Origin of the sequence: Klebsiella sp. JN_Kp122, from assembly GCF_040062085.1 — a bacterium.
GTDB lineage: Bacteria > Pseudomonadota > Gammaproteobacteria > Enterobacterales > Enterobacteriaceae > Klebsiella > Klebsiella aerogenes.
The window spans coordinates 1-21,290 of the sequence record NZ_JBEAHW010000002.1; the positions used below are offsets into that span (position 1 = coordinate 1).

Annotated in this window: 16 protein-coding genes; 5 read left to right on the forward strand and 11 right to left on the reverse strand. The window is 55.9% G+C overall.

Annotated features, from left to right (window positions below):
* The 3 genes from ABLU78_RS02905 to ABLU78_RS02915 form a co-directional block, all read right to left on the reverse strand.
* Positions 1–162: spermidine/putrescine ABC transporter substrate-binding protein (locus ABLU78_RS02905; RefSeq protein ID WP_045360659.1), on the reverse strand; the 162-nt coding region annotated here is incomplete at its 3' end.
* Positions 163–173: 11 nt separating this feature from the next.
* On the reverse strand, positions 174–302 hold the full coding sequence (locus ABLU78_RS02910) for a hypothetical protein (RefSeq protein ID WP_015366915.1): 129 nt from the start codon (positions 300–302) through the stop codon (positions 174–176).
* Positions 303–305: 3 nt separating this feature from the next.
* A complete protein-coding gene (locus ABLU78_RS02915; RefSeq protein WP_015366914.1) occupies positions 306–1,775 on the reverse strand; it encodes a nucleobase:cation symporter-2 family protein in 1,470 nt (489 codons plus the stop codon).
* Between the two features lie 532 nt (positions 1,776–2,307).
* Here ABLU78_RS02915 and ygfT point away from each other — a divergent pair.
* Both ygfT and ABLU78_RS02925 read left to right on the forward strand, forming a co-directional pair.
* The gene (ygfT, locus tag ABLU78_RS02920) at positions 2,308–4,245 is read left to right on the forward strand and encodes a formate-dependent uric acid utilization protein YgfT (protein ID WP_047075583.1); all 1,938 of its coding nucleotides are present in this window, start codon (positions 2,308–2,310) and stop codon (positions 4,243–4,245) included.
* Positions 4,245–4,721 (forward strand): 4Fe-4S dicluster domain-containing protein, encoded by a 477-nt coding sequence (locus tag ABLU78_RS02925; RefSeq protein ID WP_020079016.1) that lies wholly within the window; start codon positions 4,245–4,247, stop codon positions 4,719–4,721. Before ygfT ends, ABLU78_RS02925 begins: the two co-directional genes overlap by 1 nt.
* 133 nt (positions 4,722–4,854) lie before the next feature.
* Here the strand turns inward: ABLU78_RS02925 and ssnA are convergent, their stop codons facing one another.
* The 3 genes from ssnA to ABLU78_RS02940 form a co-directional block, all read right to left on the reverse strand.
* Positions 4,855–6,189 carry a putative aminohydrolase SsnA gene (gene ssnA / locus ABLU78_RS02930; RefSeq protein ID WP_048228694.1) on the reverse strand — a complete coding sequence of 445 codons (1,335 nt, stop codon included), beginning with the start codon at positions 6,187–6,189 and terminating at the stop codon, positions 4,855–4,857.
* The gene (gene ygfK / locus ABLU78_RS02935) at positions 6,186–9,290 is read right to left on the reverse strand and encodes a putative selenate reductase subunit YgfK (RefSeq protein ID WP_048228695.1); all 3,105 of its coding nucleotides are present in this window, start codon (positions 9,288–9,290) and stop codon (positions 6,186–6,188) included. The genes ssnA and ygfK overlap by 4 nt, the downstream gene beginning before the upstream one ends.
* Positions 9,291–9,559: 269 nt before the next feature.
* A complete protein-coding gene (locus ABLU78_RS02940) occupies positions 9,560–10,129 on the reverse strand; it encodes an NTP transferase domain-containing protein (RefSeq protein ID WP_047057481.1) in 570 nt (189 codons plus the stop codon).
* Positions 10,130–10,163: 34 nt separating this feature from the next.
* On the opposite strand from ABLU78_RS02940, the gene yqeC reads away from it, so the two are divergent.
* Positions 10,164–10,922: a selenium cofactor biosynthesis protein YqeC gene (gene yqeC, locus ABLU78_RS02945; protein ID WP_047057482.1), complete on the forward strand. Its 759-nt coding sequence runs from the start codon at positions 10,164–10,166 to the stop codon at positions 10,920–10,922.
* 42 nt (positions 10,923–10,964) lie between these two features.
* On the forward strand, positions 10,965–12,590 hold the full coding sequence (gene yqeB, locus ABLU78_RS02950; RefSeq protein ID WP_348820096.1) for a selenium-dependent molybdenum cofactor biosynthesis protein YqeB: 1,626 nt from the start codon (positions 10,965–10,967) through the stop codon (positions 12,588–12,590).
* 80 nt (positions 12,591–12,670) lie between these two features.
* On the opposite strand, the gene arcC is transcribed toward yqeB, so the two are convergent.
* The 5 genes from arcC to ygeW all read right to left on the reverse strand — a co-directional run bounded on the left by arcC (position 12,671) and on the right by ygeW (position 18,794).
* Positions 12,671–13,603: a carbamate kinase gene (gene arcC, locus ABLU78_RS02955; RefSeq protein WP_015366905.1), complete on the reverse strand. Its 933-nt coding sequence runs from the start codon at positions 13,601–13,603 to the stop codon at positions 12,671–12,673.
* Positions 13,604–13,614: 11 nt separating this feature from the next.
* Positions 13,615–15,021 (reverse strand): dihydropyrimidinase, encoded by a 1,407-nt coding sequence (gene hydA, locus ABLU78_RS02960; protein ID WP_015705212.1) that lies wholly within the window; start codon positions 15,019–15,021, stop codon positions 13,615–13,617.
* Between the two features lie 51 nt (positions 15,022–15,072).
* Complete coding sequence (locus ABLU78_RS02965) at positions 15,073–16,284, reverse strand: YgeY family selenium metabolism-linked hydrolase (RefSeq protein ID WP_015705213.1); 1,212 nt, start codon at positions 16,282–16,284, stop codon at positions 15,073–15,075.
* Positions 16,285–16,347: 63 nt separating this feature from the next.
* Positions 16,348–17,547 carry a diaminopropionate ammonia-lyase gene (gene dpaL, locus ABLU78_RS02970; RefSeq protein WP_047036398.1) on the reverse strand — a complete coding sequence of 400 codons (1,200 nt, stop codon included), beginning with the start codon at positions 17,545–17,547 and terminating at the stop codon, positions 16,348–16,350.
* 59 nt (positions 17,548–17,606) lie between these two features.
* Positions 17,607–18,794 carry a knotted carbamoyltransferase YgeW gene (gene ygeW, locus ABLU78_RS02975; RefSeq protein ID WP_015366901.1) on the reverse strand — a complete coding sequence of 396 codons (1,188 nt, stop codon included), beginning with the start codon at positions 18,792–18,794 and terminating at the stop codon, positions 17,607–17,609.
* A gap of 485 nt (positions 18,795–19,279) precedes the next feature.
* Between ygeW and ABLU78_RS02980 the strand changes: the two genes are divergently transcribed.
* The gene (locus tag ABLU78_RS02980) at positions 19,280–21,058 is read left to right on the forward strand and encodes a sigma-54-dependent Fis family transcriptional regulator (protein WP_048228698.1); all 1,779 of its coding nucleotides are present in this window, start codon (positions 19,280–19,282) and stop codon (positions 21,056–21,058) included.
* The last annotated feature ends 232 nt before the right edge of the window (positions 21,059–21,290 follow it).

The window sequence follows — 21,290 nt, forward strand, 5'->3', positions numbered from 1 at the left end:
ATCGTTAATGAAGTCCCAGCCATAATAGCCTTTCAGACACAGGGTTCCCTGATTGTTTTTCCCCATGGCCGCTTCGGCGCCGACGACCATGCCGTCGTCCACCACCAGCCGCAGCTTACAGCCAGCGGCACAGTAGGGACAGACGGTGGTGACTTTTTCCATCGTGTGACTCCTTAAAAATAGTACGGCAACAGATAGATAAAACGGCTGTTAATTCCGAGGGTAATGGCGTCCTGGATGGCGGGAACCGCCATCAGGGCCATCATCAACAGTGCAAAAAGCAGACGTTGCGACATAGACATGAATCACTCCTGGCCGTCAGCGGCGGTTTGACCTTTCTGTACTTTGCGCAGCAGCAGCCACATGCGTACCGTACGCACGGCCATGTTGCGGGCAGCCGCGCTCGGCGGCGCCGGGTCCGGTTCCGGGACATCGTGAGAAATACGGAACGGCACGCTGCCGTTCAGCGTCAGGTTGGCGACAATCGCCGTCAGGGTGCCGATAGTGATGCCGCTGTGCAGAAACAGCTGCATCATTGGCGGGAACTGGGTAAACAGATTCGGCACCAGCACCGGCATCATGCCGAGACCAAGGGTGAGCGCGACCACCATCCCGTTGTTATTGTTGCGATAGTTGACCTGACCGAGAGTACGAATACCGGAAACGGCAACCATGCCGAACATAACGATACCGGCGCCGCCGAGGATCGGTTTCGGAATCAGTACCACCAGCGCCGCCATTTTGGCGAAAATGCCCATCAGCATCAGAATGACGCCGGAGACCGACACCACGAAACGGCTGCGTACGCCGGTCAGGCCAATCAGGCCGACGTTTTGCGCAAAGGCCGCGTAGGGAAACAGGTTGAAGAAGCCGCAGATCGTCGTCGCCAGTCCGCAGGTATTCAGGCCGTTACGCAGCATGCTGGCCGTGACCTGTTTACCAACGATATCGCCGGTCGCCATGATGGACGACATGGTTTCGACCATCACCACCACCATGACCATCGACAGCAGGGCGACGGGCACGATGTGAAACTCAGGCCGGGCGAACTGCATCACCTGTGGCAGATGCAGCCAAGGCGTAGCGTTGACGAGGTTAAAATCCAGCGGCTTGAAGAAGCTCCATAAAATAGTGCCGATCACCAGCCCGATCAGCACCGAGGTGTTCTTGACCACGCCGGTGGCGAAGGTATACAGGTTAAGAATAATGACCAGCGTGATGGCCGCCATCAGCAGCGAGAAGAGATCGCCGAAACCGGCCATCTCGCTGCTGCCGCCGCCAATCCATCCTCCCGCGACCGGCATAATAGAGAGGCCGATCAGCGTTACAATGCCGCCCATCACCACCTTTGGAAAGAAGCGAATCAGGCGGCTAATCCACGGCGCGCAGCAGAGGATAAAAATGCCGGAGACGATAACCGAGCCGGAGATCGCCCCGATACCGTACTCTTTACCAATAAGCACCATCGGGATCAGCGCGGCGAAAGTACAGCCCTGGATCAGCGGTAGGCGGCAGCCCAACCACTGCTTGATGCCCATCGATTGCACGATGGTCGCGGCGCCGCAAATAAACAAATCGGCGCTGATTAATAAAATAATATGCTCCGCAGGCAAACCGACCGCGTTGCCCACCACCAGCGGTACCGCCACCGCCCCGGCGTACATCACCAGCACGTGCTGCAATCCATAGAGAATCATTTGCGTAATTGGCAGGACCTCATCGACCGGCGCGACAGTCGCCGTATTGCGTGAGGCCGGAATGGCAAAATCTTTCATGAAGTAGTTGTCTCCTTTACGACTTCCGCCCGTGCCGAACTGAAAGGGGAGAAGTTACGATTCGAAGGCCATTGCCTCCCTCTGCTGATGATGTTCACCAGCGTATAACGCGCACGGAGTTGCTTATGCGTTAGGAGGGTTATGCGTAAGCTGTGCCAAAAATGAGCGATGCGGCAGTGGAGTAATATATTTGTGAAATCAATCACGGGTTGGCTTGTCTATTTCTTGCTGGCCTGTTTAACGTTGCGAGCGGGCATCAGAAATAAAAATGGCGAATATCAGTTTGAGATGTATACCGTCTCATTTTGGTAGGCGAAATAAGCGCTAAGAAGATAAAAATGATAAAAAGTCAGGGCGGAGTTGAGATGCCATCCCGGTGATTTGATGAGGTTTTATTTATTCGAGAGCTACAGGAGAGTAATAATTTGAGCTGACTCGCAAAAATGAATGACTACATAAATTGAGCGCCAAATATCGCCCGAATATTGCAATCCATCCCTAAGACTATTCCAGAAGAATAAAAGGGAAGCAAATGAATCGATTTATTGTGGCCGATGTTGCGAACTGTATTGGATGTCATGCCTGCGAAGTGGCCTGCGTCACGGCGCATCATCAGGATGCCTGGCCGGCACAGCGTAGCGCGTTTGTTCCGCGCATCCATGTTGTCTTCCACCGGAATGCCAGTACTGCGACCACTTGCCACCATTGCAACGACGCGCCTTGCGTCACCTCCTGCCCGACTCAGGCGCTGTATGTCGCCAACGACAGCATCCAGTTTACCCAGTCCGAGTGTATCGGTTGCAAAAACTGCGTCGTCGCTTGCCCATTTGGCGCAATCGAGATGGTCGCCAGCGGGGAAGATGGCCCGCAGCTGGCGCAAAAATGCGATCTTTGTCGCGAGCGCCCCTCCGCAGAACAGGCCTGCGTGGCCAGTTGCCCGACTCAGGCGCTGCGCGTAATGGACGAAAGCGCGCTCCAGCGTTTACAGCGGGAAAGACAAATCCGCTCTGCCCAGGGGCAGCCGCTGGCCGAGCGTCGTGGCGCAAGGCGCGAAGCGATCCTGGATAAAGCGCCGCGGGTGGGGGCGAAGAAGCTTGCCGCAGAAGAGCGAAAAGGGCATTTTGCCGAGATCTACCAGCGCCTTAGCGAATGTGATGCCGAATATGAAAGCGAGCGTTGCCTGTACTGTGCGCAAAAAGCCTGGTGCAACTGGACCTGCCCGTTACACAACCATATTCCTGATTTCATCCGACTGGTGCGTGAGGGCAAGATTATTGAGGCCGCAGAACTCTGCCATCAAAGTAGTTCGCTGCCGGAAATCTGCGGCCGGGTCTGCCCACAGGACCGGCTATGCGAAGGGGCCTGTACGTTGAAAAACGAAGGCGGCGCGGTGGCGGTTGGTAATCTTGAACGCTATATCACCGATACCGCGCTGGCGATGGGCTGGCGGCCAACCACAGGCGAGGTCACGCCGCGTCGGGAGCGAGTGGCTATTATCGGCGCCGGCCCGGCGGGACTGGGCTGCGCGGATATTCTCGCGCGCGCCGGGGTACAGGTTGATGTTTTTGATAAACATCCTGAAATTGGCGGGCTGCTGACTTTCGGCATTCCGTCTTTCAAGTTGGAAAAAACGGTAATGGCGCTGCGGCGCGAGATCTTCAGCGATATGGGGATTCGTTTCCATCTCAACCAGGAAGTGGGGCGCGACGTGGACTTTAGCGACCTGGTTGCTAACTATGACGCGGTCTTTTTAGGCGTCGGCACCTATGGGCTGATGGGCGCGGGTCTTGATGGCGAAGATGCACCGGGTGTTATTCAGGCGCTGCCGTTCCTGATTGCCAATACCCGTGAGGTGATGGGGCTTGAAGAGAGCGCTGAATATCCGTTAACCGACATTAAGGGTAAGCGGGTGGTGGTGCTGGGCGGCGGCGATACGGCGATGGACTGTCTGCGCACCGCGGTGCGTCGCGGAGCCGAGAGCGTAACCTGCGCCTATCGTCGCGATGAGTTAAGCATGCCAGGCTCGAAAAAAGAGGTGGTGAACGCGCGGGAGGAGGGCGTGGCGTTTCAGTTTAACGTTCAGCCGCAATATATCCTGCGTAACCGTAAAGGCCAGGTCAGCGCCGTTGGGATGATCCGTACCGAAATGGGTGAACCAGGGCCGGATGGCCGCCGGCGCCCGCGGCCAATTGCCGGTTCAGAATTCGAACTCCCGGCCGATGTGCTGGTGCTGGCGTTTGGTTTCCAGGCTCACGACATGCCGTGGCTGCGGGGGCATGGCATCAAACTTGACCGCTGGGGGCAGATTGTAACGGGCGGCAAAGGTCGCGGCGCCACGCAGACCAGCCATGACAAAATCTATGCCGGCGGCGATGCGGTACATGGCGCCGATCTGGTGGTAACGGCAATGGTTGCCGGGCGCCAGGCCGCAAGCGAAATGCTGGCGCGATTTGATCATAAGGAGCGGTGATGACCCATTTTATTCTTGCCAGTTCACAGGCCTGTATAGGCTGTCGTACCTGCGAAGTCGCCTGCGCACTGGAGCATGTGGCGGAAGGGGCGGAATTTCATCCGCGATTGAAGGTGATGCGACTCGACACGTTGAGCGTGCCGGTGATGTGCCATCAGTGTGAAAACGCGCCATGCGTCGGGGTCTGTCCGACCGGCGCATTGGCGATGGGCGCCGAACGGGTCGAGGCCGATGCCGGGCGTTGTATTGGCTGCCAGAGCTGTGTCGTCGCCTGCCCATTTGGCGCGATTACTATCGAAACATCGGCGGCGCATCCGCCGGTTATTGTGAAGTGCGATCTCTGCGAGCAGCGAGATGGTGGCCCGGCCTGCGTATCGGTGTGCCCAACGGCGGCAATATCGCTGATGACCGGTGAGGCCCTGGCGGCGCTGCAGAAACAGAGAACGATCGCCAGCGCCAGCTTGTTGAACGTGTAAGCGATCCCCGGATAGCGACGCGCTGCGTCTTATCCGGGCTACCCGATCGATGTTTCTGCGCTATTTATAGCCCCGGTAGAAGCCAAAAAATAAACCCGGTACAGCGACCGGGTTTTGTTTTTGCGTGATGGGTTTACGGCAACGCATCCATCCGCTGCCACATCTTCTTCGCCACCTTCCGCGCTTCGGCGAAAATCGTATCGCAATCAATAGCGAACTGCCGATCCTCATAGACCATGACGCCATTTACCATCACGCTATGAACGTGGCTGGCCCCCAGACCGAAGGCGATGTGCCCGGCGAGATTCTCCGCCAGCAGCGGCGTCGGCGGAATATAATCGCTGATGGTTAAATCCGCCTTATAGCCTGCCTCAATACGGCCGAAACGGTCGTTAAAGTTGCGGCTAAGCAGCATGTTACCGTTGCTTAATGCCCGCGCAAAGCTATCCGGCCACAGTGGCCCGCCGGCATCGCGGTGTTTAAAGAAAGCGAACTTGAGTTCTTCAAACATATCGGAGCCGATGCCGTCGGTGCCCAGCGCCAGGTTGCGAAACGCCGTCAACTGCTGGTTATAACCAACGTGGTTGTTCATGTTAGAGCGGGCGTTATGGACAAGGAAACCATCGTGCGCGTTCAGCAGTTCAATATCAGCTTCCGACAGATACAGCCCGTGCGCTACCAGCGTTTTACTATCGATGAGATCGAACTCCGACAGGCGTACCAGCAGATCTTTACCGTAGTGATGGTGGCTGTGAGAAACGTCGTAACGGTCTTCCGCCATATGAATATGCAGGCCGCGCCCGGTTGTTTTTAATGCTTCGCGAAGCATTAATAGCCCCTCATCGGGAACCGTAAACGGCGCATGGGCGCCGATATGCGCTTCTACCAGATACGGCTCGTCGCCGCTTTCCCGCGCCCGATCGATTTCGCGGGCAAAACGGATATTTTCCTCCACGCTTGCCTGAAGTTCCTGCAGGCCGCCGTTACGGTCGGTGGTTTCAAAGCAGGTCATGCCACGCAGGCCGACCTTGATGAAAGCGTTACGTAACTGACTTAATGATCCAGCGATATAGTTCGGCGACGCGCTGTGGTCAATGACGGCGGTGCAGCCGCTGCGAATGGCCTCCAGCGAACAGATAAGCCCGCTGTAGTATAAGGACTCCTCATCCAGAGCGCGGTCCAGGCGCCACCACAGGTTTTTCAGCGTCGAGATAAAATCGGGACTCGGCGCGATATTGGCCTGAATTCCGCGCGACAGTCCGGAATAAAAATGGTTATGCGAGCAGACCATTCCCGGCATCACCAGTCGGCCGTGCATTTCTTTAATACGCGCCTGCGGGTAACGCGGGCTCAGGTTCGCGCCTGTTTCGATAATTCTGTCATTTTCGATGACGATATCGACACCTTCTTCCACTTTTGCCGGGTGAAGCTGGGCAAGGGTGGCATTTTTAAGCATTAAGATACTCATACTTCGACGGCTCCCAGCAAATAGTGATGATGTTGATGAACGTGGCTGATGATGCGGCACATGGCATCCAGCTGCGGCGGTACTTCAGCGAACTGACCTCGCTGGTCGATATCCAGCAGCCAGGTCATGCCATCCTGACGCACGTGGACGCGCTGTTGCTCCACGAGAAAACCCGGATTACTGCTGTTGTTGAAATCCTGTTCGAGGCTAAAGACGGTGACCTTGTCTTTATAGGGTTTTCCCTGCCATGGGCAGAACTGCGCGCAGTTGCCGCATTCGTTGCAGTACGCGTCGAGGTGCAGCGTCTGAAAGCGGTTTTCGAACCCCGGTACCGCAATGGAGACGTTGGCCCGGTTCGGGCAGACATCAACGCATTTGCTGCAGACGTAATTACATTCGAGGCAGCGCTCCGCCTCCTGCGCGACAAAGGCATCGCGGTCGTCTTTATCAACCTGAGCGATAGCAATGATCCCTTTGCGGCGGTAGATGTCCGCGGGATCGACGTTATTCCACTGTTTATCGCCGAAGTGGCTGCGGATATTCTCGCGCTTGAGGATTGCATCGCTGGCGCGACGGGCGTTGCCTATCGCCGAGACGATAGAAGAAGGGCCACGCTGTACGTCGCCAATCAGGAATACATTAGCCAGCCGGCTTTCGCCATCAGCGTTGACTTCAGGCCAGCCGCGATCGTTGAGCGGGATCCCCATCGCCGCCAGCGCTTCGCCATCCTGCTGTTCGCCGATAGCGGTAATCAGCGTATCGACCTGCAGCGTCCAGGTTTCATCGGTGGGCATTGGGCGACGTCGACCCTGTTCATCAGGCTCGCCGAGGGCCATGGTGCGGACGGTTAGCGTGCCGTCAGCGGCGAAGTGTTCCGGGTTGCTGAGAAAACGGAACGTAACGCCATCCTGGAGGGCTTCTTCGTACTCCTCGCGCCATGCCGGCATCTCCTGCTGCGAGCGGCGATAAATCACCGTCGCTTTCTCAACGCCGGGGATGCGCAGCGCCGCGCGGGCGCAGTCCATTGCGGTGTTACCTGCGCCGACAATGGCCACATGTTTACCCACGTTCAGGCGATCGCCGCGGTTGAACGCGCGCAGGAAGTTGAGCGACTTATGAATATTCGGGTTATCGCCGCCAAGCTTCACGCCGCTGTTTTTGTCGGTGCCGGTGCCGATCAGCACATAGTGATAACCCTCCTGACGGAGTTTTTCGACGGTGAGATGCGGGTCGCAGCCGTAGACAATGTTGACGCCGTGATTAACAACGAACTCAATATCCTGCTGGATAAGTTCAGCGGGAATGCGGAAATGCGGAATGATATTTTTTACCACTCCGCCTGCGTTGGCTTCGCGCTCAAAGAGCGTGACCGGATGGCCGGCGCGGGCGAGGAAGTAGCCCGCCGCCAGCCCCGCCGGGCCTGCGCCAATCACCGCCACCGGGTTTCGGCTGCCGGAACCCGCCGGTTTATGCCAGCGGCGTTGGTATTCCGGCCAGCCTTTCTCAAGGGCGATTTTTTTCAGCTCGCGGATATTTAACGCACTGTCATAATCAAGACGCGTACAGTTGTACTGGCACTGGTGATCGCAGATGTGACCGGTAATCGCCGGCAGCGCGTTACGTTGATAGATAAGTTCCAGCGCATCGGCATAGCGCTGCTCGCCCATCAGGCGAATGTATTCCGGAATATCCTGTTTGATGGCGCAGGCGCTGACGCAAGGGGCGACGTAGCAGTCGGTTAACGGCAGCGGCTCGCCAACGTCGATGCGATCGTCAGGCTTCCAGTGTTTTTGCGTGTACTCCATGCTGACCGCTTTTTCCGCCAGCGCGTTCAGGCGCTTGACGTCGACCTGATTCATCTCCCAGCCATCGGCCTGCTCCAGCTCGCGCATGCACTGGCTAAGACGCAGGTAACCACCGGGTTTTAGCAGATCGGTCGCCATGGTAATGGGGCGGATCCCGGTTTCAAAGATATCGCGAATATTGAGCTGGCTGGCGCCGCCGGAGTAGGAGATCGGGAGTTTGCCGTCGAATTCACGCGAGAGCAGCGCCGCAACGTTGATGGAGAGCGGGAACAGCGCGCGGCCGGACATATACATCTCATCGCCGGGCAGCGCGCCTTTATTGTTGACCGTGCCGAGGGTGTTGGTCAGCTTCACGCCGAAGCCAAGTTGTTTACTTTTCGCCAACGCCATCAGGCGCGTCAACATTTCCAGCGCCTGGCCGATTTTAAGATCGTGTTCAAAAGATTCTTCATTCAGACCGATATAGTCAAAGCCGCAGGTGTCGAGAATTTCGCGTACGCGCGGGTAGCCCAACAGCGTCGGATTGAGCTTCACGAAGGTGTTGAGCTGTTTCTCTTCCAGCATATAGCGGCAGATGGCTTCGATTTCATCTGGCGGGCAACCATGCATGGTTGAGAGGGTAACCCCTTGTACCAGTTTTGCAGGAATGCGTTCCGCGAGCGTCGCCAGCCGTGGGCGAATATCATCCAGAGACAAGCGGGTGAGGAAGGCGTCATCATGCAGCCAGCGGTTCAGCGTGTCGCGGTACTGGGTAAATTTTGGCTGCCCGGCGGCGTTCATCATATTATCGATAAACTGCTGCATCGGCGGTTGCTTGATCCCTTCCAGGTTATAACCGACGCTCATATTGAAAATAAAGGACTTACCGTTCTTCGCCGGCGTGAATGGGAAAATCTCTTCCAACAGATGCAGAATAAACCATGCTTTAAGATACTCATCCCACGCTTTTTGCAGCGTAAATTCTGTAGACCATTCGGTGTTAAAGCATTCGTCTTCGGCATCGATGCAGGGTTTTTCCAGCTCAAGCCGGTCGAGAATCTGTACGGTTTTCAACTCGATAAACCGCCCACCGGTGAGCCAGGCGGTGATGATATTCTGCGCCAGTTGGGTATGTGGCCCGGCGGCGGGGCCGATTGGGGTGGCGCAGCTTTCGCCGAAGACGCTTACCCGGCGTTGGTTGGCAGGCGAATAGAACTGCTGCTCAGGAATACCAAAAATGGAATGGTGTTGTTGATACTCATCGAAAATGCGCGTCAATAATTCCTCAAACGGGACGGGACGCATGATATCCCCCATAACCCTCTCCTTTATCTGTGCAATCAAATTTGCCGGTTAGTGGTGCTTATTCCGACGGATAGTTAAGGAAGAGCAACAATCGAACCAGTTATTAAAGGCAGAAGGTTTGAATAATTAAAAATGTGAGACAGATCTAAAGAACGCCGGGCTATGTGAATAGGCTCACGCTATGGTAATGAGAATTAAAATCACTCTATATTTTTATCCGTCGGGATTTCTCAAAATAAACGGCGAAATATCACAATGATAATTTCCCGACAAAGACAAGATTAATACTGGTTTTGCAGACGAATAAAATCAGTAGGGGTATCGATATCCCAGACCATTTGCGGAAAATCTAACTCCAGGCAGCGATGGCGGCTCTGTAATAACCGTTTGCGCATTGAGTCAGGTCCATCGTAAGTGATAAGTTGGCGCAGCTGTGTGCCGGTAATAAGGATGGGATGACCCGGTACGCCTTGATATTGCGGAAGAAGGGCGCTGTCGCCGCGTTGTTGCCAAAGCCGCTGGAAAAGCGCTGGCGGCAGGCAGGGTAAATCGCCGAGGGTGATAAAACAGAAGTTGTTTCGCACCTGGCTCGCGCCAGCGCAAACAGAAGTAAACAGACCCTGTTGATAGTTGGGATTATAAACCAGGGTTATTTGCGGATGCGCCGAATAGCGTTGATGTAGCTCCTCTGCGCGAAAACCGCTCACCAGAATAATACGCGAGCAGAATTGCAGGGCGTTTTTTATACTTGCATCAAGTATTGTCGTTCCGCGCCAGGGTAACATCATTTTCCACTGTCCCATCCGGGAGGACAATCCGGCGGCGGTAATAATACAATCGACCTGTTTCATACTCCTCCCTGAATAATGGAATCCTGGCCAGCGCATGGAAAATATACCGCATCTGCAATCGTTGTTTTGTGATTTAGGCGTAAATGATGGTCCGCTGCTCATTTCCGCCGTAGGCGCGGGAGGCAAAACCAGTACCTTAATGTGGCTGGCGCAGCGTTTTCTGGAGGCTGGCCGACGAGTTCTGATCACTACGTCCACCCATATGTATCTCCCGGCATCACTACCTGTGGTGATTTGCCGCGAACCGCTGGCGCTGCCTGTCGAGGTTTGGCAGCGGCCGCTGCAGGCCTGCTACGCCTCGTGGCTCGCCCCTGCGGGTAAGGTTCGTGGGTTTAGCCCGCAACAGCTTGATGCGCTGGTTGCCGCGGGGCGCGTGGATGTGGTGCTGGTAGAAGCTGACGGGGCTCACGGTTTCGCCTTAAAAGCGCCAGCTGAGCACGAACCTTGCATACCTCAATCCTGTTGCTGCGTTATTGCCGTCATGGGGGCCTGGAGGCTCGGGCAAAACGTTGGGCCAGCGACCGTTCATCGCTGGCCCCTTTTTTCCCGGATCACCGGCGCGGCGCCGGATACGGCGCTGAGTTGGCCAATGCTGCATCGCTTAATTACGCATCCGCAGGGAGCGTTTAAAGGCGTTCCGCCCGCCAGTCGCCGGATCCTGCTGCTGAATCAGCTTTCTCAAAATGAGAATTTACCGGAGCAGGCGCTGTTGCAGCAGTGGGGAGTTAACGCACTGTGGGCGGGAGCGGTACAAGAGCAGCCCGCGATAACGCGACGACGAACAACAGAGTGACGCCCCGGCTTGGGCGCATAGCGGATATCCATTGAGGTTGTTATGAATATTTTCTCTGAAGCGGCAAAACTCGAAGCACAGAATCGCCCGTTTGCGCTGGCGCAGATTGTCGATAGCCGCGGCTCAACGCCGCGCCATTCGGCGCAGATGTTAATTCGTGAAGATGGTTCGATAGTCGGCACCATCGGCGGCGGCATGGTTGAGCGCAAAGTGATTGAACAGGCGCTGGAAGCGCTCAGCGAAAAGGCGTCGCGCATGTTTCATGGGCGGATGGCGCGTAGCGGCAGCGATGCGGTCGGCTCCGATTGCGGCGGGGCGATGTCGGTCTATATTAGCGTACATGGCCTGCGCCCGCGTCTGGTGCTGATCGGCGCCGGGCACGTGAACCGCGCGGTGGCGCAAAGCGCGGCGCTGCTGGGTTTTGAGGTGGCGGTGGCCGATATCTATCCAGAGAGCCTGAACCCCGACTATTTTCCGCCGACAACGCAGTTGCTGCATGCTGAAACCTTCAGCGAGGCGGTGGAGAATCTGGCGATCCGCGGCGATGACTTTGTGTTAATCGCCACCAATAACCAGGATCGTGAAGCGCTGGATAAACTGATTGAACGGCCGGTCGCCTGGCTTGGGCTGCTGGCCAGCCGCCGTAAAGTCCAGGTGTTTTTACGCCAGATGCGGGAAAACGGCGTTGCCGCAGAACATATTGCCCGCCTGCATGCGCCGGTTGGCTATAACATTGGCGCCGAAACGCCGCATGAGATAGCGATTAGCATTCTGGCGGAAATCCTGCAGGTAAAAAATCGCGCGCCAGGCGGCTTGCTGATGGCGGCAGCCACGCCTGCGCAGCAGCAGTTGGTCGCTATTCGCGGCGCCGGCGATATCGCCAGCGGCGTGGCTCTGCGTCTGTGGCATGCGGGGTTCAAAGTGGTGATGTTGGAAGTCGCGAAACCGACGGTTATCCGCCGCAGCGTCGCGTTTGCCCAAGCCGTCTTCGACGGTGAAATGACGGTAGAAGGGGTGATGGCGAAGCGGGTGTCATCCGCTCAGGAGGCCATCCGGGTAATTGAAAATGGCGCGATCCCGGTATTGGTGGATCCGCTATGCGAATCGCTGAATGAACTGCGCCCTGTCTGCGTCGTGGATGCCATACTGGCGAAAGAGAATTTTGGTACGCAGCGAGAGATGGCGCCAGCGGTAATTGCGCTAGGCCCTGGTTTTTGCGCCGGTGTGGATTGCCATGCGGTGATTGAAACCAATCGCGGCCATTGGCTGGGGCAGGTGATTTACGATGGCGAAGCGCAGGAGAACACCGGGGTTCCTGGTAATATTCTTGGCCATACTTCACGACGGGTGATCCGCGCGCCGGGAGCCGGGGTGATGCGCGCGAAAGTGGCGCTGGGTGAGATTGTGAACGAAGGCGATATCATTGCCACCGTCGGCGAGGCCGAGATTATTGCGCCATTAAGCGGTATGGTGCGCGGTTTGCTCAGCGATGGGTTAGCGGTCGAGAGCGGCTTTAAAATTGGTGATATCGACCCGCGCGGCGCCAGCGCCGATTTTACCAGCGTCTCCGATAAGGCGCGTGCCATTGGCGGTGGGGTGCTTGAGGCGCTGATGACGCTGATGAATAAAAGAGTAAAAGAGAAGAGTGAGTTATTGTCGGTGGCGTAGATAGCAGCACGAAGCCGGTGTAGATGGCCTCAAAATCCCCGGTGGCGCTTCCGCTTACCGGGGCTACATTCGGTGCCTTTTTACCCTTCAATGACCGTACCGGTTTTTCCTTCAATCCCTTCTTTGGCTTTATTTAATACGGTGATCAGCGCTTTGCGCCCCGGACGTGAACGGGCGAATGAGGCGGCGGCCTCAACTTTCGGTAGCATCGAACCCTTAGCGAAGTGACCCTCACGAATGAACTGTTCGGCATCGCTGAGCGACAGCTTATCCAGCCACTGCTCGTTGGGTTTGCCAAAGTTGATCGCCACTTTCTCGACCGCGGTCAGGATGATCAGCATGTCGGCGTCGATCATCGCCGCCAGTTTAGCGCTGGCCCAGTCTTTATCAATTACCGCGCTGGCGCCGCGCAGATGATTGCCTTCGCGGATTACCGGGATCCCGCCGCCGCCCGCGGTGATCACTACGTGGCAGGCGTCCATGAGTGCTTTGACCGTCTCTTTCTCAATAATATCCACCGGCTGCGGCGAGGCGACAACCCGGCGATAGCCGCGCCCGGCATCTTCTTTCATGGCGTACCCCTGACGCGTCAGCTGTTCTGCTTCCTGCTCAGTGAAAAAAGAGCCGATAGGTTTGGTCGGATTTTTGAACGCCGGGTCGTTGGCGTCGACTTCCACCTGGGTGATGATTGTTGCCACCGGGATATGCATCGATCGCGACAGCAACTCCTCGCGCAGGGCGTTTTGCAGGTCATAGCCGATATAACCCTGGCTTAGCGCCACACAGACCGACATGGGCAGCATCGGGGTATGGGCCTCGGTTTTGGCTGCGGCTTCGAAGGCCAGATTAATCATCCCAACCTGCGGGCCGTTGCCGTGGGTCACGACTACCTGGTGGCCCTGGGCTATCAGGTCGACGATGGCCTGCGCGGTTTGTTTGACGGCCTGCATTTGTCCGGCCAGATCCTCGCCGAGCGCGTTACCGCCGAGGGCGAGTACAATTTTCTTACTCATGAATACCTCACTTAAGATGTGATTCCGCTGACCGGAAGGTGAGCGGTAGAAAAGGGATCGCGGCGTAAAAAACGTCCCTGACCAGCGCTGCCGGTGAAGGTGCCGTTATCAAAAATGACCCGGCCATGCGATAAGGTCTGGCGAATCGCGCCCTGGCAAATAAAGCCCTCCCAGGGTGAATAGTCGGCGTTGTCATGCAACATCTCATGGCGGATCGTGGTGGTGCGCTGCGGATCGATAATGACGACATCGCCATCTGCGCCGGGCGCCAATCGTCCTTTTTTCGGCCACAGGCCAAATAGCTTCGCGGGAGTGGCGCTGGTGAGCGCGACGAAACGCTGCGCTGAAATCCGCCCGGTCATGACGCCGTGGGAAAACATGAGCAACAGGCGGTTTTCCACCCCCGGTAGGCCGTTCGGACAGCGGCTGAAATCGCCGCCGGAGAGCTGCTGGCGTTGGGCCATCGAGAAAGCGCAGTGATCGGTCGCCACCACGTCGATCGAACCATCGGCGATACCGCACCACAGCGCATCATTGTTGCTGGCGTTGCGCAGTGGCGGGCTTAACAGATATCCCAGCGCGTCTTCGCGTTCATAGCAGCGGTCGTCAAGCAACAGATATTGCGGACAGGTTTCAATCCACACCGGCTGGTGCCGCCGCTGCGCGAGACGCAGATAATCCAGCCCCAGGCCGTTGGAGAGATGAACGATATACAGCGGCGCGTTGTCGGCGAGCTGGGCGAGATTGATCATTCGCGCGATAGCCTCCGCTTCACACTCCAGCGGGCGACTAAGGGCGTGGTAGCGCGGCGCGGTTTTGCCGGCCGCCAGAAATTCGGCCCGTTTACGGGCGATAGCGGCGTCGTTTTCCGGATGAACGGTGGTTAGCGCGCCAGCGCGATGGAGATGGCGCATCGCCTGAAGCACTTCATCATCGTTCAACTTATACTGGTAGGTGAGGTAGAGCTTGAAGCTGCTAATCCCGGCTTCAACCATCATCGGGATTTCATCGAGGATGGCATGGTTGATATGCTGGATAACGCCGTGAAAACTGTAGTCGATCACCGCTTTGTAGGCGGCATAGCCGTGATAGGCCTCTAGCTGGTGACGAAGGCGGCAGCCGGCGGGGCCGAAGCCCATATGGTCGACGATAGTGGTGGTACCGCCGCAGGCGGCGGCGCGGGTGCCGGTGAAGAAATCATCGCAGCTGCGGGCGTGCCCGGTATCGATATTAAAATGAGTATGAACATCAATGCCGCCGGGCATGACATAGCAACCTGCGGCATCGATAGTCTGGCAAGGTTCGGTTGGGGTTATCCGTTCGGCGAGCTGGCTGACCAGGCCGTTTTCAATCAGCAGATCCTGTTTTGCCTGGCCGTCGGCGTTGACCACGATGCCGTTTTTAATCAGTACGCGCATAAAAACTCCAGACTCCCGCCGACGCGCGGCGGGAGGAATAACCGTACAAACTTACTCTGTGGCCAGCCAGCTCAGCGGGATTGCGGCGTACATCGCGGCACAGGTCACCAGATGCTGTTTCCAGGTTTTTTCATTTGGCGCATGGGCTTCCGGCTCTTTACCTGGCCCGAAACCGATAACCGGGATGCCGTGACGGCCCATGATGGAAACGCCGTTGGTGGAGAAGGTCCATTTATCGACCACCGGCGCTTTACCGAACAGCCCTTCATAAGCGTTGCTGAGCGCGCGTACGGTGAAATGATCCTCTTCTACTTTCCAGGTCGGGAAGTAGCATTCCGTTGGATAAACCAGCCCGGTCCATGACGGGCGTTCATAGTTGTACATTGAGACCACGGCGCCGGCCTTCTGTACGGCAGGCAGGGCGCGGATCTCATCCAGCGCGCCTTCCCAGGTTTCGCCCCAGGTCAGACGGCGGTCGATAGAGACCGCGCAGCTGTCGGCAACCGCGCAGCGGCTTGGCGAGGTGAAGAAAATTTCTGAGACGGTGAGGGTGCCTTTACCCAGGAACTCATCGTTGCCCAGGTTATGGGAGAGCTCCTGCAGTTCGTTAAGAATTGGACCCATTTTGAAGATGGCATTATCGCCGCGCTCCGGCGCCGAGCCGTGGCAGCTCACTCCCTGGACATCAACGCGAATCTCCATACGCCCGCGCTGGCCGCGATAGATTTGGCAATCCGTCGGCTCGGTACTGACCACGAATTCCGGGCGAATGCCGGACTGTTCGATGATGTACTGCCAGCACAGACCGTCACAATCTTCCTCCTGAACGGTACCGGTCACCAGCAGGGTATATTCATCTTCCAGACCGAGGTCCTTGATGATTTTCCCAGCGTAGACCATCGACGCCATCCCGCCTTCCTGGTCGGACGCGCCGCGCCCGCCGATCAGCTCATCGGTTTCCATCCCCTGATAGGGGTCGAAAGTCCAGTTCTTGATGTTACCGATGCCAACGGTATCAATATGCGCGTCCATGGCGACCAGTCGCGGGCCGTGGCCGATATAGCCCAGCACGTTTCCCATCGGGTCGATCTCGACTTTATCGAAGCCGACTTTTTCCATCTCTTCTTTAATACGATGCACGACGCGTTTTTCGTCACAGCTTTCGCTGGGGATAGCGATCATATCGCGCAGGAAGCGGGTCATATCCTGCTGGTAGTGGTTTGCTTTTTCGACAATCAGTTTGAAAGGAATGTGCTTAGCCATGAATTAACTCTCCGGTCCTGGTTTCCCGCTTCGCGGGATGAATATGTTGAATAAGTTGAACGTTTATTGTGCTGCCGGCAGCTTGCCTTCCCAGACGACCTCGCGGTAATGCTGCACGTCGGTGTCGCCTTCGGTGCTGATGACCAGCACCACGGAATGGTTATCAAGCCCCAGTTTGTTCATCAGCGCCTGGCGTTGCGGATGGAAGTGGACGGCGGCCAGCGTCCCGAGCCCGACGGCGCCGGATTCACCGGAGATAACCCGGTGGTCATTGCCGACAGGATTACCGAGTACGCGCATACCGAGGGCGGCAACGGCATCCTGGCAGGAGATAAATTGGGTGGCGCAGTTGCGCAGAATTTCCCAGCCCAGCGGGTTAGGTTCGCCGCAGGCCAGTCCTGCCATGATGGTGGCCATGTCGCCGCCGACGTTGACGATGTCGCCTTTTAACCCGGAGCGATAGATGCAGTCCGCCAGTTCAGGCTCCACGATCACCGAGTGCAAATCGCGGGCGCCGAAAACGTCGACCAGATAACCGAGCACGCCGCCTGCCATCGCGCCGACACCGGCCTGCAGGAAGACGTGGGTAGGGCGAGCAATGCCCATCGCCGCCATTTGTTCTACCGCTTCATCGGCGAGGGTGGCGTAACCTTGCATAATCCAGGTTGGAATTTTGGTGTAGCCTTCCCATGCGGTGTCCTGTACCACTTCCCAGCCGTTTTTCTGTGCGGTTTGCATGGTAAAGCGCACGGTATCGTCGTAGTTCATATCGGTAACGATACATTCCGCGCCGAGGCGTAAAATGGCGTCCACGCGTTCCTGCGCTGAACCTTTCGGCATGTACACCACCGCGTTTTGCCCAAGCTGCTGGGCGGCCCAGGCGACGCCGCGCCCGTGGTTGCCGTCGGTGGTAGTGGCGAAAGTCATCTTCTCTTTGATGGTGGATTTCAGGGTCTCAAACGAGAAGGCGTTAATATCGAGATGGTATTTTTCACACAACAGTTGGGCGATGGCGTAGGCGCCGCCGAGCATTTTGAAGGCGTTGAGGCCAAAGCGCTGGGATTCATCTTTTACCAGGATGTTCTTTACGCCGAACAGCGTCGCCAGTTCCTTCAGGGCATACAGCGGCGTCGGTTGGTAACCGGCGATTTTTTGATGAAAATGGCGCGCCTGTTGTGCCTGCTGACGAGAGAACAGCGGCGAGGTTTCACCGGTAAAGAAACGGTTGTCGGCAATATCCATTTTCAGCGAAAAAGCAGACATATTCTGTCCTTATCCTTCTTTGGAGTCGGGGAAGCCGGCCCGCAGACCGGCTCGCGAGGTTATTTGATGCGTTTTTGCGCGTCCTGCAGCAGTTGCTCCAGCAACTGACCGGGTTTGGCATATTTGCGACAGAGGATCATGGCGGCGATGATGTACGGCTTCCAGCTGGCCTCTTTATAGGTGGCGATACGATATTTCTCGAACACCGCTTCGGTGACTTCGCCTTCCTCGCAGGAGACGCCGGTAATATCCGCCGGCAGGCAGTGCATATACAGCGCGTCACCGTCTTTGGTGTGCTTCATCATCTCTTCGGTACAGTGCCAGTCTTTGTGATTGGCGTTCTGGGCGAGACAGGCTTTTTCCAGCGCTTTCAGCCCGTCATGGTCGTTGGCGCGCAGTAGCTCGGTGCGTTGTTCCATCACTTTGTATGGCGCCCAGGATTTCGGGTAGACAATATCGGCGTCTTTAAAGGCTTCCGCCATATCGGTGACCTGACGGAAGCTGCCGCCGGAAGCCGCGGCGTTTTTCTTCGCCACTTCGATAACGTCCGGGATCAGATCGTAGCCCTCTGGATGGGCGAGGGTGACATCCATACCGAAGCGGGTCATCAGGCCGATGATTCCCTGCGGGACGGAAAGCGGTTTGCCGTAGCTTGGCGAGTAGGCCCAGGTCATGGCAATTTTTTTACCTTTCAGATTTTCCAGCGAGCCGAAGTGTTCACGCAGCCAGGCCAGATCGGCCATCGCCTGCGTCGGATGGTCGATGTCGCACTGCAGGTTTATTAATGCCGGGCGCTGCGGCAGTACGCCCTGTTTGTGGCCGTCATCCAGCGCTTCGCCGACTTCACGCATATAGGCGTTGCCGGCGCCGAGATACATATCGTCGCGAATACCGATAGCGTCTGCGCAGAAGGAGATCATATTGGCGGTTTCGCGCACCGTTTCACCGTGGGCTATCTGCGACTTACCTTCGTCGAGGTCCTGCTGCGCCAGGCCGAGCAGGTTTAACGCCGAGGCATAAGAGAAGCGGGTGCGGGTGGAGTTATCGCGAAAGACCGAAATACCCAGTCCGCTGTTAAAAACTTTTGTCGCGATGTTTTCCGCCCGTAACGTTTTCAGCGCTGCGGCGACATCCAGCACCTGCTTCAGCTCGTCCGGCGATTGCTCCCACGTCAGCAGGAAATCTTTTTCATGCAGGTTAGAGTTGAGCTTATTGATATCCTTGATCAGTTCGTTAACAGTTTTCATATTTCGATCCTGGTAGTGAATGACGGCTTATTGATTGCTGTGCAGTCGAAATGACATTGATGTAAGTGGCGACGGCCAGCGCTGTATTACCACTAACAATAAGCGTGCCAGTTATAATTCAGTCGCGGTGGACGAGTGGAAAAGTCGGGAATTATGCGAGGCGGGTCACGAAAAATGGCTTATAACGCTCAACTGATGGAAATGAAATTCATTTGCCAGTTGTCACGGTAAATTTACTTTGAGCCGTCAGACAAGCGTGGATATCGTTCTGCGACGGTGATTTCAACACCAAAATGATAATTTTGCCCTGCGGATTATCATATTGAGAGGAAAATGTGATACCTCTTCCATATTTTCTTTAAGCTGTAAAAAAGCGCAGGGTTGGCACCTTTTTTCAGCCTGGGCGGCGGTAGTATGATAAACGCAGAATAAAAAGAGTCGATCTTCAGCATTTTCTTTCGGCTACTGATATTAAAAGGTCAATTATGATTCCCTCCAATTCGCTATCCGTTTTAATGCAGATTCAGCCAACGATTCAACGTTTTGCCCGCATGCTCTCCAGCGTGTTACAACTCGAAGTCGAGATTGTCGACAATACGCTGTGCCGGGTCGCCGGTACCGGCGCCTACGGTAAATTCCTGGGGCGAAAATTAAATACAGATTCGCGACTTTTACGTTACATAATAGAAACAAAAAAAGAAAAGGTCGTGACTCATTCGCGTTTTGATCCCTTGTGTAAAGACTGTACCAATAAAGAGAACTGTAAAGAAAAGGCATTTCTGGGTACCCCGGTGATTTATCAAGAACAGTGTGTCGGGGTTATTAGCCTGGTCGCCTTAACTCGCGAGCAGCAGGAGCGCATTAATGACAACCTTCACGAGTTCTCAGATTATGTACGCCATGTTTCTTCAATATTTGTCTCCCGCCTGTTAGAGGACCAGGGCGGGGGAGATAATATGCTTAAAATGTTTTCCACCATGATTGAAAACATGGATCAGGGCGTGCTGGTGGTTAGCCAGGATCAAAAAGTGAAATTTGCCAATCAGGCGGCGATGAAAATCCTTGGCGCGAATCATGGCAGTATGATTGGCAAAACTATTCATTTTCGTCCGCTGACTTTTGCGCAAAACTTTATTCGCGGTCACGTACAGCACGTCATTTCTTTTGATGATAAGAAAGAGCTTATTATCGGTCAGCTGCACGCTATTCAGGATCAATGGCTGTTCTTAATGGCCTTCCATCAGTCGCATTCGTCGGCCGATCTGGCGCCACCGCAGGATGGCCCGCAGATTGAACAGATGGTTGGCGAATGTCGGCCAATGCGTCAGCTGAAAAAACTGATTACCCGCGTGGCGCCAAGCCCGTCGAGCGTGATGGTCGTCGGCGAAAGTGGAACCGGCAAAGAGGTGGTCGCTCGCGCGGTGCATAAGCTCAGCGACCGTCAGGCGAAGCCTTTCATCGCGATCAACTGCGCGGCCATCCCCGAACAGCTACTGGAGAGCGAACTCTTTGGTTACGTCAAAGGCGCATTTACCGGGGCCTCGGCCAACGGCAAGACCGGTCTGATTCAGGCGGCTAATCACGGCACGCTGTTTCTTGATGAAATCGGCGATATGCCATTAACCCTACAGGCCAAGCTGCTGCGGGCGATTGAATCGCGCGAAATTCAGCCGGTGGGCGCCAGCCATCCGGTGCCGGTCGATATCCGCATTATTTCGGCCACTAACCAGAACCTTGAGCAGTTCATTGCCGAAGGGAAATTCCGCGAGGATCTGTTCTATCGGCTTAATGTCATCCCACTACGCCTGCCGCCTTTGCGCGAGCGTCAGGATGATATCGAACTGCTGATTCACTATTTCCTGCATCTGCACACCCGTCGGCTGGAGCTGGTCTATCCCGGCGTGTCCCCGGAAGTCATCGCCTTACTGAAGAACTACCGCTGGCCGGGCAATATTCGCGAGCTGAGTAACTTGATGGAGTATCTGGTTAACGTGGTTCCCTCCGGCGAGGTGATTGATCTGTCGCTGCTGCCGCCAAATCTTATCAGCAGCGGCAAAGTCAACGAGCGCGAAAGCAGCCGGGCGGCGCCAGCCAGCGTTGCGAAAGAAGAAGAGGGGGGAACGGCGCTGGAGGAGATGGAAAAACAGATGATCCGCGATGCGCTGACGCGCTATAGCAATAAAAAGCAGGCCGCCGATGAGCTCGGGATCGGCATTGCGACGCTATATCGCAAAATTAAAAAGTATGAACTGGTCGGGGTCTGATAAGCCGTATCACTCTGAGAGCAACGTTTATCAAAATCGCCGATCGTTATTGATCTGGCAACGAAAACACCCCGATGTCCGGAAAAGAGAAAATCACTACCGATGATTTTCTCTTTTTTTACAGCTTTCAACTCCCCCCTCATTGCTTATCTGTTCTGCTTGCTCGCTTCAGTCACCATTTTCTGTTCGTTTTTTCAGCAGGTGGCATTGTTCTTGCCTTTACCGTTTGCCA

Bases quoted from the DNA above. Each gene is read 5' to 3' on its own strand.
- ABLU78_RS02910 (WP_015366915.1), bottom strand. From the start codon at position 302: ATGTCTATGTCGCAACGTCTGCTTTTTGCACTGTTGATGATGGCCCTG.
- ABLU78_RS02915 (WP_015366914.1), bottom strand. From the start codon at position 1,775: ATGAAAGATTTTGCCATTCCGGCCTCACGCAATACGGCGACTGTCGCG.
- ygfT (WP_047075583.1), top strand. From the start codon at position 2,308: ATGAATCGATTTATTGTGGCCGATGTTGCGAACTGTATTGGATGTCAT.
- ABLU78_RS02925 (WP_020079016.1), top strand. From the start codon at position 4,245: ATGACCCATTTTATTCTTGCCAGTTCACAGGCCTGTATAGGCTGTCGT.
- ssnA (WP_048228694.1), bottom strand. From the start codon at position 6,189: ATGAGTATCTTAATGCTTAAAAATGCCACCCTTGCCCAGCTTCACCCG.
- ygfK (WP_048228695.1), bottom strand. From the start codon at position 9,290: ATGGGGGATATCATGCGTCCCGTCCCGTTTGAGGAATTATTGACGCGC.
- ABLU78_RS02940 (WP_047057481.1), bottom strand. From the start codon at position 10,129: ATGAAACAGGTCGATTGTATTATTACCGCCGCCGGATTGTCCTCCCGG.
- yqeC (WP_047057482.1), top strand. From the start codon at position 10,164: ATGGAAAATATACCGCATCTGCAATCGTTGTTTTGTGATTTAGGCGTA.
- yqeB (WP_348820096.1), top strand. From the start codon at position 10,965: ATGAATATTTTCTCTGAAGCGGCAAAACTCGAAGCACAGAATCGCCCG.
- arcC (WP_015366905.1), bottom strand. From the start codon at position 13,603: ATGAGTAAGAAAATTGTACTCGCCCTCGGCGGTAACGCGCTCGGCGAG.
- hydA (WP_015705212.1), bottom strand. From the start codon at position 15,021: ATGCGCGTACTGATTAAAAACGGCATCGTGGTCAACGCCGACGGCCAG.
- ABLU78_RS02965 (WP_015705213.1), bottom strand. From the start codon at position 16,284: ATGGCTAAGCACATTCCTTTCAAACTGATTGTCGAAAAAGCAAACCAC.
- dpaL (WP_047036398.1), bottom strand. From the start codon at position 17,547: ATGTCTGCTTTTTCGCTGAAAATGGATATTGCCGACAACCGTTTCTTT.
- ygeW (WP_015366901.1), bottom strand. From the start codon at position 18,794: ATGAAAACTGTTAACGAACTGATCAAGGATATCAATAAGCTCAACTCT.
- ABLU78_RS02980 (WP_048228698.1), top strand. From the start codon at position 19,280: ATGATTCCCTCCAATTCGCTATCCGTTTTAATGCAGATTCAGCCAACG.